Here is an 18,157-nt window from a genome sequence, read left to right as displayed (position 1 = left end):
GTTATAAAAAATAGATAAGTATCTGAAAACTAACGATATAAGTTGTTTGAAGCAAGCGTTTTTCCCACTTATCTGTTGAAGGTGCTAGGAATTATCAAAAAAACATATTATATTTGCAATCGAAAACACGGCTTAACGCATTTTAGGAAATGCACAGCCGCACAGTCTTATACATTATTATAATAGAGTGAACTAACAAACAGATATTTTTCTAAACTAATAATCGAATATGAAAACAAAAAGTCTATTGCTGGCGACTGCATTATTGATGTCGACGTCAGCGCTCGCACAGAAAAACACCTTTAAGGGTGTCGTGTTGGATGACCTGGGTGAACCCGTTATCGGAGCCACCGTACAGGTTAAAGGCGTCAAGGGTGCCGGTGCAATTACCGACCTTGATGGTAACTTTGTCATTGATGCAGATGCTAACCAGACCTTGGTTATTACCTACATTGGCTACAAGGATGCAGAGATTCGTCCTTCAGCCAACATGAAGATTACTCTGAAACAAGACGACAAGGCTTTGGATGAAGTGGTTGTTGTAGGTTACGGTGTTCAGAAGAAGAGCGTGGTAACTGCTGCTATCGCTAAAGTGAGCACCGAAGATTTGGCTGGCAAGAGCCCAGTGCGTGTTGATAACGCATTGAAGGGTCTGGCTGCCGGTGTCAACGTAACCTCTTCTTCAGGACAGCCTGGTGCATCTCCTAAAGTCCGTATTCGCGGTACAGGTACTATCAGCAATTCAGATCCTCTCTACATCGTAGACGGCATGCCTATCGAGGGTGGTCTCGACTATCTCAACCCTAGTGATATCGAGAGTATCGAGGTGTTGAAGGATGCTGCTTCGGGTGCTATCTATGGTGCCCGTGCTGCCAACGGTGTAATTCTCGTAACCACCAAGAAGGGTAAGATAGGAAAGGCACAGATCAACTATAACTTCTCTTACGGTTGGCAAAGCGCATGGAAGAAGCGTGATGTAACAAGCGCCACTGACTACGCCATCCTTCAGAACGAGCGTGCAGTGAATGGTGGTCAGGCTCCTATCTATGCTGATCCATACAAACTGACCGACTCCAATGGTAATGCCATCAATGGATTTGGTACTGATTGGCAGGACTTGGTATTCAACGACAATGCCCCTGTACAGAACCATGAGGTAAGCATCAGTGGTGCCTCTGAAAAAATCAACTACTACCTCTCCATGGGCTACTACAAGCAGGAAGGTATCGTAGGTGGTAACTACGGACAGAGCAACTATGAGCGTCTCTCTATGCGTAGCAACAACATTTATAATGTATTGGATGCCAGCAAGGATCGCAACTTCCTCAACAAGCTCGATGTAACCGTCAACATGGCTTACACCCGTGTAAAGAGTACAGGTATCGATGCTAATAGTAATGGCTCAGTATTGGGTAGTGCCCTCTATCTTGCTCCAACATTGGCTCCTACGGTAACCAATAGCAATGTGGCGAAGAAGTATTATAATACCTACGAGGATCCTAATACATACGATGCAGATGGTAATATTACAGGTACTCGTGATACTTACGAGCTTCTTCGTGATGCCAATGGCAACTATTATACCATCCCAGGTATGGGAGGTACCTATCAGGAGATGAACAACCCTCTTGCCATGATGGCGCGCCCAGCAGCTAAGAACTGGTCACATAAGTTTGTGCCTAAGTTCTCTATCGACCTCCAGCTCTGGGATAACTTGAAGTATCATTTCACTTATAGTGCAGACCTCAGCTTCTGGGGTTCAGATAGCTACACCGCATCCAAGTATTACCTCTCTGGTAACGTCAAGGCTGAGCATACCCAGGCTTACAAGAGTTCTGACAAGGGTATCAACTGGCAGGTGGAGAATACTTTGACATACGATAAGACTATTGGCAAGCATAGTTTTGCTGTTGTCTTAGGTCAGAGTGCAATGAAGAATAAGAGTGATTATCTGAACGGCAGCCGTTGGAATCTTGTGAATGTAAACAAGCCTTCTATCGACTATGCTACTGGTAAATATAGCCAGACCATCGTGAAGGATGCTGAAGGTAACATCATCTCTGTAGGTGCTCCAACCATTGAGCATGCTGTATCAGGTGGCAATAATGTAGTGCATGCTATATCTTCTCTCTTCGGTCGATTGAGCTATAACTATGATGAGAAGTACATGCTTCAGGCTACAATCCGCCGAGATGGTTCAAGCCGTTTCGGACCATCTCATAAATATGGTACCTTCCCATCTGCCTCTATCGGATGGAATATTATGAACGAGAAATTCATGGAAAGTACTCGCGATTGGTTGAGCAACTTGAAGTTCCGTGCCAGCTGGGGTAAGAATGGTAATGATAACATCGGTGACTTCCGTTATACCGTATTGACCGCTATGGGCAACAACGTGCTCTTCGGAAAGAATGCAGTCAAGTTTAATGGTTCTAAGGCGAATGCCACAGCCAATGAAGACTTGAAGTGGGAGGAGAGTGAGCAGACTGATATCGGTTTCGACTTCGGTTTCTTCGGCAGTGCGCTGACATTCTCAGCTGACTATTATGTAAAGAAGACCAACGGTATGTTGATTACTATGCCTATCCCAAGCTACGTAGGTGAGACCAAGCCAATCGGTAACGTGGGTGACATGAAGAACTCAGGTCTTGAGTTTGAGCTCGGCTATAAGTGGCACATCTCTGATGCTCGCTTCAATGCCAAGGCTAATGTTACCTATCTGCACAATGAGTTGACCAACCTCGGTAATGATACAGGTTACATCGACCTCGATGGCTTCCTGAGTATCTTTGGTGGTGGCACTCGTGGATCTAACGGTCAGCCTTTCCCATACTTCTATGGTTATAAGACAGCTGGTGTGTTCCAGAATATGGCAGAGGTTAATGCTTATACCAATGCAGATGGAAATTTGATCATGCCAGATGCCAAGCCAGGTGATGTACGCTTTGTTGATGTCAATGGTGATGGCAAGATTGATGCCGACGACCGTACCAATATCGGTAATGGTACTCCAAAGTGGACTTTCGGTTTCAACTTCAATGCTGAGTGGAAGGGTTTCGATCTCAACCTCTTCTTGCAGGGTGTAACAGGTAATAAGGTATTTGATGCTACCTATCGTACAGATGTGTTCTCTGGCAACTTCCCTTCTTGGATGCTCGGCAGATGGACTGGTGAGGGTACCTCCAATAAGTATCCTATCCTGAAGAACGGTGATGCTATCAACTGGCAGGTTTCAGACCTCTATATCTGCGATGGCTCTTACCTCCGTGTAAAGAACCTCTCACTGGGTTATACCTTGCCAAAGCAGCTTACACAGAAGTTGTCTATCAGTCACTTGCGTTTCTACGTGATGGCAGAGAACCTGATTACCTGGACCAAGTATTGGGGCTTCGACCCTGAAATCTCATCAGGTGGAACTTCTCTCGGTGTAGACTATGGTGTATATCCACAGGCTCGCACCTACACCATCGGCGTAAACCTTTCATTCTAAAATAAGAACCTTTAAAATAAAGACTATTATGAAGACAATAAAATATATAGCTTTAGGAGTGTTGGCAACCAGTATGACACTGGCAAACACATCTTGCAGCGACAGCTTCCTAGAGGTGGAGAACCCATCAGGTGAAAACCTCGAAGAATATTATACCACAGATGCCCATATCAATGAGGCTCTGAATGCGGCTTACGATCCTATCCACTGGCCAGACTGGGGATTGGGACAGTATAATGCTCTCAATATCGATGCCGAGATAATGGGCGATAACTTCTGGGTAGGCGGTTCTAACAAAACCGATCAACAGCACTGGCACATGCTTGCCAACTATGAGGCAAATGCCAGCAATACCCTTAGCTCACTTTGGACAGTGGACTACTCAGGCATCAAGCGTTGTAATGACCTCTTGAAGTATTTGGGCTGGGCAGAGGCAAACTTGAACGAGAAAAACAGGGCATCTTATGAGATGCAGGGTAGAGCCCTCCGTGTATATTTCTACAATAACTTGTGGCACTACTTCGGCAATATTCCTTTCTATCTGGAGAACTTGTCTGCTCCTTACACAGCCCCACAGCTCAAGGCTGATGAAGTATATGACAAATTGATAGTAGAGCTTGAGGCTGTAATTGACTCCAAGGTCCTGCCAATGCGTTGGGACGATGCCAACTGTGGAAGAATGTCGCAGGCCATGTGCTATATGATGTATGCCGAGATGGTGATGTATCAGAATGACAAGACTCGCTATCCTAAGGCTCTCCAGTATATGCAGGAGCTCATCGCCGACAAGAGTGACTATGATATAGTAGACGATTACGCCTCTATTTGGAAAGAGAGCGGCGAATGGTGCAAGGAGAGCATCTGGGAAGTAAACTATGAGGATGGTAACAACGAGCGTGGTTGGGATTCACCATTGGCTATTGGTGGTACAATATTGCCTACCTTGATTTCTCCAAACTCTTGGCCTGGTGGCGATGGTTGGAACCAAGGCGGTGACGGTTGGGGATTCCTACCTGTTCGTACCGAAACCTATGCTCTGTTTGCTGACAACGACAAGCGCCGTGATGCTACTGTATGGGACTGTCGTGGCGTGGAATATACCAAACGTTATGAGGATACTGGTCTTTGGCTGGCCAAGTATCGTCCGTTCACAGAGAACAATGCTGACGCAGGTTTCGATAATAACCTTAACTATAATAACAATCTCCGTGTATATCGATTGGCTGAGGCTTACCTCAATGCTGCAGAGCTTTTGTTGGAGACAGGTGGCGATGCTAATCAGGCTAAGGATTATGTGAATAAGATTCGCAACCGTGCAGGAATCGCAGAGCTTGGAGCCGTAACTCTGGATGATGTTATCAATGAGCGCCGCTTGGAATTTGTAGGTGAGGGTAAGCGTTACTTCGACCTCGTTCGTACAGGCAAGGCTGCTACCGTGTTGGTACCAGACAGCTACGGCTATCGCACCAACTCCTGGACAGAATCCAAGAAGTATGTTCCTATCGCTCAGGCAGAGCTTGACTCTGATCCTGCTTTGGTTCAGAATAATTATTAAAACTTATTAAGGTAGAGGAACAATAGTTTCCTCTACCCCCTAATAAAATATTAACTTTAAGATTTCAGCAATATGAAAAAGATATTTCGAAATATGGCTTATGCTCTTCTGGGTGGATTGATGCTCAGCGCATGTTCTGCAGAGGAGTTCTCTGGTGCTAACGGTGAGTTGCCTAATGTAGCCGACTTTGCCGACAACTTCAAGATTGATGTAGACCAAGAGACCAACACAGCCAACTTTTCTTTTGGTGGTGCAGAGGGAGTAAGCCCGGTATGGGTGATAGATGGTGCCTATTCTTCTGCTTTCAACCTCTCTAAGTATTATCGCAAGAAGGGTACTTACGATGTGGAGTGCTTTGTGAAGAACCGTAATGGTATTAGCAAGGAGAGCGTCAAGAAGCATTTCACGGTGGAGAAAACCAAGATGAATGGCTTCGCAGGTTTCGTAGAGGACAGCGAGTTTAATCTCTTCAAGAGAATTACCTTCCCTGAAAAACCTTCTGCTGGCTATTATGCTCCAGGATGGAGCCAAATTGCTGACCCGGTTTGTAGCTACAGCAAGGGATGCTATACATTGAAGCTCCCTGAGGCAACTACCGAACGTTGGCAAGCTCAGGTTCCTTTCACCAACTTAGGTATCTCTACTTCTGCTGATAAGCACTACGATTTCTCTGTCATCTTGACATCTGCCAAAGGACATAATGCCGTTAAAGTGAAACTTTGTGATTCTGGAGAAGGTGGTGACAATATCATCCTTTTCGATTCCAAGGATGCAAATACAAAATTGGAAGCAGGTGAGCCTAAGTGTATTTATGGTTCAGACCTCGAAGGCAAGGACATCAATAATTTGAAGATTGTATTCGACTTTGGTGGTAATGCTGCTGATGACGAAATCATGATAGAGAGCCTGGTACTGAAAGATCATGCCAACGATGATGGTACTGTGGTTCCTGTAGAATTGAAGGTGCCATTCGACTACAATACAGCGGGTAACCTTTGGAAGGATATTGATGCCAACAAGTCATTTACTGAGGAAACTTGGTATGGTGATGCTTCTTGGGCACAGATTGATGTAACTCCTGTTATCAAGCATGAGGGAAGCAAGCACATCATTATCGTGCCTTGTGAAACTCCTGCTGTGCTATGGCACGCACAGTGGAAAATGCTTGGTATTCCAGTATCTGCCAAAGCTGATAGCAAGATTGATTTCTCTTGCAAGGTTACCACTTCTGCTCCATTGCCAATGATGACATTGAAGCTTTGTGATGACGCTAATGATGGAAACCTCTTCTTCCAGGAGTCTACTGATGTTAAAGGCGAATACGTCTTCCGTTATGAGAACCAACCAAACAGTACGAAAGAAGCAGATGGCGGTCCTCAGGATATGAGCAAGATGAAACTCGTCATCGACCTTGCTGGTGCTCCTAAGGATGCCGAGGTAACCATCAGCGACATTGTTTTGATTGTGAAATAGGCTTTAGGTTTTATAGGTTTATATAGAATTATACAGGAGCTGCTCCTATAAATAAGTAAGTAGGAGTGGCTCCCTTTCTAAATTTTAAATGACATGAAATTCTTGAAAATATTTTCCTTCCTACTCTCGCTTATGCTGCTTTCTTGCAGCAGCTCTTCTGGCGGCGATGGAGAGGTGACGATATCCTGCTCTCCTACGAGAATAGATGTTCCTGCTAAGGGCGGTACTTATAAAATCATGATTGTGGCTTCTGAAGGAGGCTGGGAGGCGAGAGCATCCTTCCCTGGAGAAGGTCCTACGGCAAATGTATACCCTTGGTTTAAAGTGAGTGCCAGCGGTAATAACAAAGCTATGGGTATGGTAACTGTAGATGTGGAAGAGAATAAATCGTCTGTAGCTCTTGACGGAAGTGTCGAGATTTCATTAGAGGATAAGAAGGTATCGGTGCTAGTGCATCAGGCTGGAAAACAGGTCACTCCTATTGAAGGGGGCGAAATGGTGATTCCTGAGGGGTACAAACTGGTCTGGAATGATGAGTTTAATGAAGGCTCAGAGTTGAATAGTACCGACTGGCGTCATGAGGTGAAGAAGTCGGGCTGGGTGAACAATGAACTTCAGAATTATGTGAATGGCTCTGCTGATGGCAAACGCGTAACAGAAATTGCTGATAACCGGCTTTACATCAACTGTTTCAAGGGCAGCAACGGCAAAATTTATTCGGGTCGCGTATATGCTCACGAAACCCAGGGCTGGCTTTACGGTATCTTCGAAGCTCGCATCAAATTGCCTAAAGGTAAAGGCACATGGCCTGCTTTCTGGATGATGCCTTGCAACAATGATTTCGGAGCAAATCCTTGGCCTAAATGTGGCGAGATTGATATTATGGAAGAGGTAGGCTTTAATCCTAACTATACTTCTTCGTCGCTCCATACTGAGAAGTTTAATCACGTGAAGGGAACCCAGATTACCAAGGAGCGTCTGACTGCGGGTGCTGAAGACGGTTTCCACGTTTATCGCCTGGAGTGGACTCCTGATTATATCAAGACCTATGTGGATGGTAAGGAACTGCTCAATTTCAACAATGATGGTAAAAATGATGTGGGTTCATGGCCTTTCAATAAACCATTCTATGTTATCCTCAACCTGGCTTGGGGCGGTGATTGGGGCGGCATGAAGGATGTTGACGAAAGCGCCCTCCCTGTTCAGATGGAAGTGGATTACGTGAGAGTATTCCAGAAAAAATAAGGCTTGATTTTTTTAACTATATAAATAATAAGGTCTTAGGAGAAGTCGTATCTGCACTTACTCCTAAGACCTTTTTCTTTTGTTCCAATTTCGCTCTTTTTATTGTCTTTTTCTGCTTTTCTTGCTTACAATTTGCTCATTTCGAATAAAAGTTATAATTTTGCAGTTGAATTTCAAAAATCAGAAAAATAGAATGAAACAGAATAATAGCAATTTATTATATCATCTTGTGGCTTTTATCACCGTAGCCATCTGGGGAACCACCTTTGTATCTACCAAGGTGCTGATGCTGAACGGACTTTCGCCAGCACAGATCTTTACGCTCCGTTTCAGTATCGCATACATCCTGATACTGATGGTGAATCATAAGCGGATGTTTGCTGATAGCTGGAAAGATGAGTTTAAAATGGCGATGCTGGGCATTACGGGCGGTTCACTCTATTTCCTGAGCGAGAACGAGGCGATGAATTATACCACAACGACCAATACTTCGCTCATCGTATGCTCCTGTCCGCTCTTTGCTACCTTGCTGGTTCGTTTGGCTTATCGCCATTCTTCGCGTATCAACATGATACAGCTGCTGGGCTCTCTGCTTGCTTTTGTAGGTATGATTATCGTGGTGCTGAATGGCAGATTCGTGCTGCATCTGTCGCCTGTAGGTGATGCCTTGGCTTTTACGGCATGTATGAGCTGGGCTGTCTATTCGCTCCTGATGAAATCGGTATCGGGCGATTATGGCGCAGCTTTTATTACCCGCAAGGTCTTCTTCTATGGTGTGCTTACTATCTTGCCTTATTATCTTATCATCCCTGGTTGGCCGTCATGGGATGTGTTTATGAAGCCTCAGGTGGTGGGTAATCTCTTGTTCCTGGGCTGTTTGGCATCCATGATATGTTTCCTTACCTGGAACTGGTGTATCTCTAAGTTGGGTGCCGTGAAAGCTACCAACTGGGTTTATTTCAACCCTATCACCACTATGATTTTCGCCTCTCTGGTATTAGACGAAAAGATTACTCCTTACTTCCTGGCAGGTGCCTGCTGCATTCTGGCAGGTATGTATATTGCGGATAGAATGACGAAGGCGGAATAAAAAATGACGAAGCATAGCTGTAGTTAGAACTAGCCAATGCTAAGAGCATCATGATGCTCTTTACCATTTTGCTTTTCATTTTTCCATATTGATTTGTCTTTTTGTGTAATACGAATGAATAGTTGTTATTACTTATATAATATTTGTTTAGGTTTTTATTAGGCGTTCCGCCGGATTTACCGTCCGGCGGAGCGTTATGGAAATTTCTTATTCCTCGATGACAGAAATCTGCATAGAAACATCCTCTTTTGGGCGATCGCCACGCAATGTTTCGCAGTTCTGAATCTTCTCTACGATGTCAAGTCCTTCCTCCACTTCACCGAAAACGGTGTATTGGTTATCGAGGAAAGGTGTTCCGCCTATTTCTGTATAAGCCTTCTGCTGCTCTTCGGTAAACTTAGGATAGCCCTGCTCCTTGCAGCGTTTCTTGGTTTCATCCACCAGTTCGTCCTGGAGTTTCATCAGGCCTTCACGGTCGCGGTTGCGGCGGAAGTTCATGATTTCATCATGATGTTCTTTGGCAAGCTGGTTGAAGATGTTCTGCTCCATCTGCATGCCCATCTGCTTTTCCATCTGCTTCAGTTCATTCTGCTTGTAGGTCTTTCCCCATACAATATAGAACTGGCTACCGCTGCTCTCTCGTTCAGGGTTTACCTCATCTCCCAAACGGGCTGCGCTCAAGGCACCACGCTTGTGGAAAAGTTGTGGATAAACGAACTCGGCAGGGATGGTATAGTCAGGACCACCTGTGCCCAGCATCTTGCCTTTAGGAGCGCCTTTGCTGTCTGGATCGCCGCCTTGAATCATAAAATCCTTGATGACACGATGGAAGAGAGTGCCATCGAAATATCCCTCCTTTGCCAACTTCAAGAAGTTGTCACGATGCTGAGGGGTCTCGTCGTAGAGGCGTACCTTGATGTCGCCCTCTGATGTCTTTATCAATACTTTTGCCATAATCGTTTAATTAAATGTTGAATGTTGAGTGTTGAATGTTGAGTGATGAATGTTGAGTGATGAATGTTGAGTTATATCTTGCTTTTGGCTAGCATAGCCCATTGTGCAATTCAATATTCAACATTTAACAATCAACATTCAAAATTATTTATAATACACTCATTCCACTCCTTCATAGCCTCCTGCCAGTCGGTCTGTTCACCGCTGGCTACGGCTTCTTTCTGTCTCTCTGCCTCGTCGCGAGCCTTATCTCGGGCACGTTTTGCCTTCATTGCTTCGATGGTGGCATCGTCGAGAATCTGAATGGCGCCACGCTTGATGGCTGCCTGCAACTCCTCTTCTCCGAAAGCCTTGCCAGGCTCATTGAAGTCAGAAATATTAAATTCATAATCCACACGAAGGTCGTGGCGTATCATTTTCTGTTGTAAACGGTTGCCTGCGTTCTTGAGTCGCAGCAACTTGCCGATTTCCTTGATTTCTCCTGCTGAGTATTTGTTTCTTCCCATTAATATGATTTGATATTATTATTTTTGCGTGCAAAATTAAGCATAATCCTCGACAAAACCAAGAAAAGTTTCAAGGAATTCACAAAAGAATCCCTTTCTCCCTTTACTTTCTTGCCCCTTTTACCCTTTTACCTTTTTACTTTTTTACCTTTTTACTTTTAAATCACTTCCATGCCTTCTTCTGGTTCAGTTCTATCAGGCGGTCGAATTCAAAGTCGGCTTTGATTTTATCCAATATTCTCTTTACGATGATATTCATCACGCTTTCTTTGCTGTAGTTGGCAGAGCACATGAAGTTTACCCGTCCCTCCTTGACAAGCTGGCAGGCAGTCTTCTGTTTATCCTCGTTATCATATACAGCAATCGAGTGGCCGCCATGTTCCTTTACCATCTTCATGCACGGCACATCGGTTTCTCCATCTCCGAAGTATATCATTCGGGGAAAAGGGATAGGGCGCTTTTCGTCGGGGATATACTGGTTCACTCTTCTGTTGTCGCTCACCTGTTTGATACCCTTGTTGATTTTGAAGAGGAATTGCGTCTTGGTAGTATAGTCTACGGCTACGGCTGGCCAATAGGCGATTCCCTCCTTGTTGTAGAGAAAGGAGCAGGCGTAGATGTTCTCAAATTCGTGGGCGATAGGTGTGCCCTCTATCATCTCCTTCAGTCCCGAGGAGTTGATGTAGTGCTTTACGTCCAGTCCGATACTGTTGCCATATTCATTCACGAGCGAAAACCATTGTTTTACGCCGCGGAACAGTTCTACATCCTTGCCGAATTTCTGAAAAGATTCCCGGGTGAGCGAGATATTGTTCTTCTTGGCTTCGTCGAGCATCAGATACATATAGGTCAAAATGCCATTGGCATCCTTACCCTCTGCAAACTTTCTGTTTTTCTCCCAGAACTCGTCTTTTGTCTTGCCTGTTGCCTGGATGAATCCAAACTCCTGCATATTGCCAGGCGACAGTGTGCCGTCGAAATCATAAACCAGCGCTACCTGTGGTCTCTTCTTTGCCATATCTCGTTCTCCTTTCTTTTATATTTACCCTAAACTGTCTATCTCTTTCGGGGATGTTTTTCTCCCTTAATTTGCAAATATACATAATTTTCAGCGAATTAGCAAACTATTGGGATATAAAAAACATAATGAAACAAAAAAGGCGTACAAAACTCATTTCTGAGCATTGTACGCCTTTATTATAATATTAGTCTGTATTACTTAACTTCTTCGAAGTCAGCGTCTTGTACATCCTGAGCGCCATCATTGCCGCCCTGTGCCTGCTGACCGCCCTGTGCACCCTGAGGACCTGCCTGCTGGCCGCCCTGATACATCTGCTGAGAAGCAGCCTGCATGACGGTGTTCAAGTTGTTGATAGCTGAATCGATAGCTGCAGCATCACCAGCCTTGTGAGCATCCTTCAACTGCTGCAAAGCCTGCTCGATACCTGGCTTCTTGTCAGCTGGAATCTTATCACCGTTATCCTTCAGGAAGTTCTCGGTGGTGAAGATCATGCTGTCAGCCTGGTTCATCTTGTCAATCTTCTCGCGCTCAGCCTTATCAGCAGCAGCGTTCTGCTCTGCCTCAGCCTTCATGCGGTTAATCTCGTCCTCGCTCAAGCCAGATGAAGCCTCGATGCGGATGCTCTGCTCCTTACCGGTAGCCTTATCCTTAGCTGATACGTTCAAGATACCGTTGGCATCGATATCGAAGGTAACCTCAATCTGAGGAACACCACGGCGAGCTGGAGCGATACCTGTCAGGTTGAACTGGCCGATACTCTTGTTCTGAGCTGCCATTGGACGCTCACCCTGCAATACGTGGATGGTAACCTCTGTCTGGTTATCAGCTGCTGTAGAGAATACCTCGCTCTTCTTGCAAGGGATAGTTGTATTGGCATCGATGAGCTTAGTCATCACACCACCCATAGTCTCGATACCGAGAGTCAATGGAGTAACGTCGAGCAATACGATGTCACCAACACCCTCTTCCTTGTTCAGGATGGCACCCTGGATAGCTGCACCTACTGCAACAACCTCATCTGGGTTAACACCCTTAGAAGGCTCCTTGCCGAAGTAGTTCTTAACGAGTGTCTGAACGGCTGGGATACGGCTTGAACCACCAACCAGGATAACCTCGTCGATATCTGATGTAGAGAGCTTAGCGTCACGAACAGCATTCTGGCAAGGTACCAAGCAAGCCTGAATCAGGTTGTGAGCCAACTGCTCGAACTGTGCACGGGTCAAAGTCTTAACCAAGTGCTTTGGCATACCGTCAACGGCTGTGATGTATGGCAAGTTGATTTCGGTAGATGTAGAGCTTGACAACTCAATCTTAGCCTTCTCAGCAGCCTCCTTCAAACGCTGCATAGCCATAGGGTCCTTGCGGAGATCTACGCCTTCTTCAGCCTTGAAGCCATCAGCCAACCAGTTGATGATTACCTGGTCGAAGTCATCACCACCCAGGTGAGTATCACCATTGGTAGAAAGTACCTCGAATACGCCACCACCGAACTCCAGGATAGAGATATCGAATGTACCACCACCCAGGTCGAATACGGCAATCTTCATATCCTTGTTAGCCTTGTCAACACCGTAAGCCAAAGCTGCGGCTGTAGGCTCATTTACGATACGCTGAACGTTCAAACCTGCAATCTGACCAGCCTCCTTAGTAGCCTGACGCTGTGAGTCAGAGAAGTAAGCAGGAACTGTGATGACAGCATCTGTAACCTCCTGTCCGAGATAATCCTCTGCAGTCTTCTTCATCTTCTGGAGAACCATTGCAGAAATCTCCTGTGGAGTATATTTACGACCCTCGATTTCAACACGTGGATAACCACCCTCGTTTACTACTGTGTAAGGCATTGCCTCAGCCTCTTTCTGGCTCTGAGCGTATGTCTCACCCATGAAACGCTTGATAGAATATACTGTGTTCTTAGGGTTTGTGATGGCCTGACGCTTAGCAGGATCACCTACCTTGCGGTCACCATCCTTAACGAAACCTACTACTGATGGAGTAGTACGCTTACCTTCACTGTTAGCGATTACAACTGGTTCGCTACCTTCGAAAACGGCAACACAACTGTTTGTGGTACCCAAGTCAATTCCAATTACTTTTCCCATAATTATATCTTTTTTTATTTTTATCGTTATTAATATGTTATTTATCTCATGAACTTGCTGGCTATTGGAAGTCTGCCGAAGATATGCATCTGTCGGGAACCTCTATATTCAGCGTTCACGCTTTCCGTCATAACAAAGCATGTGCCAAGGGATTGTAAAATTTAAAGTGGCTGACAAGGTGTCAGATAATGCTGACAAAATAAAAGGAATCAAGATATGGGAGGCGATAAAATGTCGCATTCTCCCTATCTTGATTCCTGTAATATGATTGAGAAATCTTTCTTTTCAAATAAAGCTCCTATATATAATAAGGTGTGAAACCTTATCTGGCTTTATTTCTGTTCCTTAGCAGCAAGTGCTTCGCGAACCTTAGCTTCCAGTTCATCGAGAAGTTCAGGGTTATCCTTGAGCAATGCCTTGCAGGCATCGGCACCCTGTCCGAGTTTAGAACCGCCATAGCTATACCAGCTGCCGCTCTTTTCGATGATATTGTTGGCTACAGCCAGGCCGAATACCTCGCCGGCACGGCTGATACCTTCGCCAAACATGATGTCGAACTCTGCCTTGCGGAAAGGAGGAGCCACCTTGTTCTTCACAACCTTCACGCGAACCAGATTACCTACTACCTCATCGCCATCCTTGATGGCTGTTGCCTTGCGGATATCCAAACGCACTGATGCGTAGAACTTCAATGCATTACCACCGGTGGTTGTCTCTGGGTTACCGAACATAACACCAATCTTCTCGCGCAACTGGTTGATGAAGATGCAGGTAGTGTTGGTCTTGCTGATGGTAGAAGTGAGCTTGCGGAGAGCCTGACTCATCAATCGAGCCTGAAGACCTACCACATTGTCACCCATATCGCCTTCGATTTCCTTCTTAGGAGTCAAGGCGGCTACAGAGTCAACAACTACGATGTCTACAGCAGCAGAACTGATCAGTTGGTCTGCAATCTGCAACGCCTGCTCACCATTATCTGGTTGTGAAATCCACAAGTTATCAACATCAACGCCCAATTTAGCCGCATAGAAACGGTCGAAAGCGTGCTCTGCATCAATGAAAGCAGCGATACCGCCAGCCTTCTGAGCCTCTGCGATGGCATGGATAGCCAATGTTGTCTTACCAGAAGATTCCGGACCGTAAATTTCGATGATACGTCCCTTAGGATAACCGCCTACGCCCAGTGCATTGTCGAGAGCGATACTGCCTGTAGGGATAACTTCGATGTTCTCAACGTGCTCATCGCCGAGTTTCATGATAGAGCCCTTACCGAAGTCCTTTTCTATCTTAGCCATGGCTGCCTGAAGAGCTTTCAGTTTGCCTTCATTGGGATTCAATTTTCCCTCTTGCATTTCTTTTGCCATATTCTTATTTTAATTTAAAGTTTAGTCGATTTCCAAATCGCCATCAAACACCTCGTGCCATGGCAATCCCTGCTTGTTCAACTGCTCCATGAATGGATCTGGGTCGAACTCCTCTACGTTCCAAACGCCTGGCTTCTTCCAGATACCCTTGAGGAACATCATGGCACCAATCATGGCTGGCACACCGGTGGTGTAGCTTACGCCCTGCATACCGGTTTCGTTGTAAGCCTCCTGGTGCTTGCAGTTGTTATATACGTAGTAGGTGCGCTCCTTGCCATCCTTCTTACCGCGGATGCGGCAACCGATAGATGTTTCGCCATCATAGTTCTCGCCGAGATCCTGTGGGTTAGGCAATACAGCCTTGAGGAACTGCAGAGGAACAATCTTCACCTTGGCTGTCTTGCCTGAACCGTCTGCCAATGGAGCCTCGTACTCGATTTCGTCGATGCGGCTCATTCCGAGGTTCTGGATGCAGTCGAGGTAGGTGAGATACTGCTGACCGAAGGTCATCCAGAAACGTGCCTCCTTGATGGTAGGGTAGTTCTTCACCAGGCTCTCCAACTCCTCGTGGTGCATCAGATAGCTCTCGCGAGGGCCGATGTTAGGGTAGGTGAGAGGCTTGTGGATAGAGAGAGGGTCGGTTTCAATCCATTCGCCATCCTTATACCAGAGTCCCTTCTGGGTAATCTCGCGGATATTGATTTCTGGGTTGAAGTTGGTTGCGAAAGCCTTGTGATGGTTTCCGGCGTTGCAATCCACGATGTCGAGCACCTCAATCTCATCGAAGTGATGCTTGGCTGCATAAGCGGTAAAGATGCCTGATACACCTGGGTCGAAACCACAACCGAGGATAGCGCAGAGACCTGCCTGCTCAAACTTATCCTTGTATGCCCACTGCCATGAATATTCGAAGTGAGCCTCGTCCTTAGGCTCATAGTTAGCGGTATCCATGTAGTTGCAACCGCAAGCCAGACAGGCATCCATGATAGTAAGATCCTGATAAGGCAAAGCGAGGTTGATGACAAGTTCAGGCTTATAGCTATTGAAGAGAGCCTTCAACTGCTCAACGTCATCGGCATCCACCTCAGCTGTCTGAATATCCATCTTGTAGCCCTTGGCGTGGATATCCTTAACCAGCTTGTCGCATTTTTCCTTGCGACGGCTAGCAATCATAAACTCGGTGAAAACGTCCTGGTTCTGGACGATCTTGAAGGCAGCCACGGTAGCCACGCCACCTGCGCCAATCATAAGTACTCTACTCATTTATAATCTTATTTTTTTTATGTTTATTATTTTAATGTTTATTTTATTTCATCTGCCGAAATCCCCAGGGCATTCATGAGCGAATAACCGAGAATCTCCTGTCTGAAGTTGCCGCCTGGCATGGGCTGCATGGCAAAGAGGGTGATGCGCTTGTCGTCGTCATCTACCTTGCGGAGTATCTCGCGGAGTCGGTCGTAAGCATCTCCATCCTCAGAATTTGGGATTACCATCACTCGCTTCACCTCCTTGGCGTTGCATACGGTGCGTGCCACATCTACGAGAAAGTCATCCTTGCCTACCATCTTCTCCTCTGTAGGATATGAAGAGATGATGAATTCTCCGAGCTTATCATCCTTGAAAGCCTGAGCGTTCAGATCCTTCTCATAGTTGGCAGGGCGGAAGTTCTTCATCGCCATCGACTGCTTGTCGTGGATAAGCACAACCTGTGTCTCGTGCTCGCCCTCTCTCAGACCTCCGTCAAGGGCAATGCAGACTGCCCATTGTGCCATATCGGCTGGTTGGATGCGACGGTTAATCATTCGTTCGAAGTTGACTATCAGGTCGAAAGCCACTCGGTCGATATAGTCGGCGTCAGCGATAATTACATTCTCGCTCCATTTAATATTGTTTGTATCTAATGTATTCATTGGTGCAAAAATTAAGCAAACGAGCATGATGAAAGCTTGCTTTCAAATTGTCGAATGCAGATTATTTCTGCAAATTTACGAATAAATTTCGTAATTAAGGCATTTTGGAAATATAAAATAATAAAAAAGATAGTATTTTCATCATTTCTTCATTTGATGGAATACTATCTTCAGTATATTCTTCGGCAATCTGGGCCTTTTCCTTCTATTCTCCTACTTCTTCTCATGCAATCATTTTCGCCAGATAATGTCCGGCGAGAACGGCGATAAGTCCCAGCGCCAGACTTCCGAAGAGATAGAGCATCATATAGAGGTAATTCTCTTCTTTCATCAGTCCTGCTCCCTCGTTCATAAAGGTAGAGAAGGTAGTGAATCCTCCGCAGAATCCCATGGTGAGCAGCAGTTTGGCAGATGGCGACATCCATCCCCCTTCCCGCCAGTTCAATCCCGAGAGGAACCCGATGATGAGGCATCCCGCCACATTCACCGCCATCGTTCCGAAAGGAAAGGCAATCACCGTGCAGGATTGCACCATCTTCGATACCCAATATCTCATGCCGCCCCCGAAGAAGCTGCCAATGCTTACTATCAATACTTCTTTCATCTCCTTATTTATAATGTATAATATATAATAACTTGTATGATATTTCCTTGTATATACTATCAGCCTTGCCGCTATTCTCTTTGAGTATGTTCTGCAATTCTTTCGAACGGCTTTTCAGTCCGTGCTAACTGATAGAACAATCTTAAGTTTGTTCCTCTCGGACAGAAAAGCCGCATAATCCTTTACATATCATTTCTCAAAATATGTGCCAATGGCTATGATAGGGATGTTTTCCATCCATTCTTGGTCTACATATCCTTTTGTATATCTTCCTTTTCATAACTAACTGAAATTTAAATATTTCTGTTGCAAAGATACACTTTTTCGATGATAAAAACAAGTAAATTACACACTTTTTCGATGATAACGAATGTTAAATCATATATTTTTTCGATGATAAGGTAGTAAAAAGAGAAGAAGAACTGAAAAGTCTGAAAGCGGAACTGGCTGCATTGGACCGAAAAATACAGCTTGAACTTGCGTCGCAGGTTGAGAAAAAGAGCAAAGAAGAAAACAAAGAAGCAACAAATAACGTAAAAACAGATGTTACTTCTAAAGGGTTACAGATTAAAGATCCGTGCCAAAAAGTAAGAATATATTGAAATCTGATAAACGCTTCGGTTGTTATCGTTAAAATTTGATAATATTTGTTATTTTTTTTGGGGGGGGTTAAGATTTAAGTCTTAACTTTGCAATCGTTTTCACGCCTTACCTTGATTGACGAATGCCGAGTGAGAAAGACGGGAAGGACAAGCATATTGGAAATGGCGTTTACAAGCGCACTTGGTTATACACACACTTGAGTTCTATATAATATCAAAATAATATCAAACCAGGATCAGGAAT

General features: G+C 45.2%; 13 protein-coding genes. 5 read left to right on the top strand and 8 right to left on the bottom strand.

The window, feature by feature from the left end; translation table 11 throughout:
• The first annotated feature begins 229 nt into the window (after window positions 1–229).
• From KUA46_RS11270 to KUA46_RS11250, 5 genes are all read left to right on the top strand, one after another.
• The gene (locus tag KUA46_RS11270; protein WP_218487348.1) at window positions 230–3,490 is read left to right on the top strand and encodes a SusC/RagA family TonB-linked outer membrane protein; all 3,261 of its coding nucleotides are present in this window, start codon (window positions 230–232) and stop codon (window positions 3,488–3,490) included.
• Window positions 3,491–3,518: 28 nt separating this feature from the next.
• Entirely contained in the window at window positions 3,519–5,045 is a 1,527-nt protein-coding gene (locus KUA46_RS11265) for a RagB/SusD family nutrient uptake outer membrane protein (protein WP_218487347.1), read from the top strand.
• Window positions 5,046–5,117: 72 nt separating this feature from the next.
• A complete protein-coding gene (locus KUA46_RS11260) occupies window positions 5,118–6,518 on the top strand; it encodes a hypothetical protein (RefSeq protein ID WP_218487346.1) in 1,401 nt (466 codons plus the stop codon).
• Window positions 6,519–6,611: 93 nt separating this feature from the next.
• Window positions 6,612–7,763, top strand: a complete 1,152-nt coding sequence (locus tag KUA46_RS11255; RefSeq protein ID WP_218487345.1) for a family 16 glycosylhydrolase — start codon at window positions 6,612–6,614, stop codon at window positions 7,761–7,763.
• Window positions 7,764–7,956: 193 nt separating this feature from the next.
• Entirely contained in the window at window positions 7,957–8,853 is an 897-nt protein-coding gene (locus KUA46_RS11250) for a DMT family transporter (RefSeq protein ID WP_218487344.1), read from the top strand.
• A gap of 207 nt (window positions 8,854–9,060) precedes the next feature.
• Here KUA46_RS11250 and KUA46_RS11245 read toward each other — a convergent pair whose 3' ends face one another.
• From KUA46_RS11245 to crcB, 8 genes are all read right to left on the bottom strand, one after another.
• Window positions 9,061–9,807, bottom strand: coding sequence for a peptidylprolyl isomerase (locus tag KUA46_RS11245; RefSeq protein WP_153087653.1), 747 nt, complete (start codon window positions 9,805–9,807; stop codon window positions 9,061–9,063).
• 131 nt (window positions 9,808–9,938) lie between these two features.
• The gene (locus KUA46_RS11240; protein WP_218487343.1) at window positions 9,939–10,313 is read right to left on the bottom strand and encodes a hypothetical protein; all 375 of its coding nucleotides are present in this window, start codon (window positions 10,311–10,313) and stop codon (window positions 9,939–9,941) included.
• 163 nt (window positions 10,314–10,476) lie between these two features.
• Complete coding sequence (locus KUA46_RS11235) at window positions 10,477–11,331, bottom strand: HAD family hydrolase (protein WP_218487342.1); 855 nt, start codon at window positions 11,329–11,331, stop codon at window positions 10,477–10,479.
• Window positions 11,332–11,528: 197 nt separating this feature from the next.
• On the bottom strand, window positions 11,529–13,433 hold the full coding sequence (dnaK, locus tag KUA46_RS11230; protein WP_117586402.1) for a molecular chaperone DnaK: 1,905 nt from the start codon (window positions 13,431–13,433) through the stop codon (window positions 11,529–11,531).
• 332 nt (window positions 13,434–13,765) lie between these two features.
• Window positions 13,766–14,797, bottom strand: coding sequence for a recombinase RecA (gene recA / locus KUA46_RS11225; protein ID WP_117693342.1), 1,032 nt, complete (start codon window positions 14,795–14,797; stop codon window positions 13,766–13,768).
• A gap of 21 nt (window positions 14,798–14,818) precedes the next feature.
• Window positions 14,819–16,060: a saccharopine dehydrogenase family protein gene (locus KUA46_RS11220; protein ID WP_006848470.1), complete on the bottom strand. Its 1,242-nt coding sequence runs from the start codon at window positions 16,058–16,060 to the stop codon at window positions 14,819–14,821.
• Window positions 16,061–16,098: 38 nt separating this feature from the next.
• Complete coding sequence (locus tag KUA46_RS11215) at window positions 16,099–16,707, bottom strand: DUF6621 family protein (protein ID WP_022120293.1); 609 nt, start codon at window positions 16,705–16,707, stop codon at window positions 16,099–16,101.
• A gap of 223 nt (window positions 16,708–16,930) precedes the next feature.
• Window positions 16,931–17,311, bottom strand: coding sequence for a fluoride efflux transporter CrcB (gene crcB, locus KUA46_RS11210; RefSeq protein WP_218487341.1), 381 nt, complete (start codon window positions 17,309–17,311; stop codon window positions 16,931–16,933).
• Between the last annotated feature and the right edge of the window lie 846 nt (window positions 17,312–18,157).

Source organism: Segatella copri (genome assembly GCF_019249765.2).
GTDB classification, from domain to species: Bacteria; Bacteroidota; Bacteroidia; order Bacteroidales; family Bacteroidaceae; genus Prevotella; species Prevotella copri_K.
The sequence above is the reverse complement of the archived record's forward strand: the minus strand, read 5'-3'. Positions and strand labels throughout refer to the sequence as shown.

What these genes read in the sequence shown, in the direction of transcription:
- KUA46_RS11270 (WP_218487348.1), top strand. Translation starts at nt 230, where the DNA reads ATGAAAACAAAAAGTCTATTGCTGGCGACTGCATTATTGATGTCGACG.
- KUA46_RS11265 (WP_218487347.1), top strand. Translation starts at nt 3,519, where the DNA reads ATGAAGACAATAAAATATATAGCTTTAGGAGTGTTGGCAACCAGTATG.
- KUA46_RS11260 (WP_218487346.1), top strand. Translation starts at nt 5,118, where the DNA reads ATGAAAAAGATATTTCGAAATATGGCTTATGCTCTTCTGGGTGGATTG.
- KUA46_RS11255 (WP_218487345.1), top strand. Translation starts at nt 6,612, where the DNA reads ATGAAATTCTTGAAAATATTTTCCTTCCTACTCTCGCTTATGCTGCTT.
- KUA46_RS11250 (WP_218487344.1), top strand. Translation starts at nt 7,957, where the DNA reads ATGAAACAGAATAATAGCAATTTATTATATCATCTTGTGGCTTTTATC.
- KUA46_RS11245 (WP_153087653.1), bottom strand. Translation starts at nt 9,807, where the DNA reads ATGGCAAAAGTATTGATAAAGACATCAGAGGGCGACATCAAGGTACGC.
- KUA46_RS11240 (WP_218487343.1), bottom strand. Translation starts at nt 10,313, where the DNA reads ATGGGAAGAAACAAATACTCAGCAGGAGAAATCAAGGAAATCGGCAAG.
- KUA46_RS11235 (WP_218487342.1), bottom strand. Translation starts at nt 11,331, where the DNA reads ATGGCAAAGAAGAGACCACAGGTAGCGCTGGTTTATGATTTCGACGGC.
- dnaK (WP_117586402.1), bottom strand. Translation starts at nt 13,433, where the DNA reads ATGGGAAAAGTAATTGGAATTGACTTGGGTACCACAAACAGTTGTGTT.
- recA (WP_117693342.1), bottom strand. Translation starts at nt 14,797, where the DNA reads ATGGCAAAAGAAATGCAAGAGGGAAAATTGAATCCCAATGAAGGCAAA.
- KUA46_RS11220 (WP_006848470.1), bottom strand. Translation starts at nt 16,060, where the DNA reads ATGAGTAGAGTACTTATGATTGGCGCAGGTGGCGTGGCTACCGTGGCT.
- KUA46_RS11215 (WP_022120293.1), bottom strand. Translation starts at nt 16,707, where the DNA reads ATGAATACATTAGATACAAACAATATTAAATGGAGCGAGAATGTAATT.
- crcB (WP_218487341.1), bottom strand. Translation starts at nt 17,311, where the DNA reads ATGAAAGAAGTATTGATAGTAAGCATTGGCAGCTTCTTCGGGGGCGGC.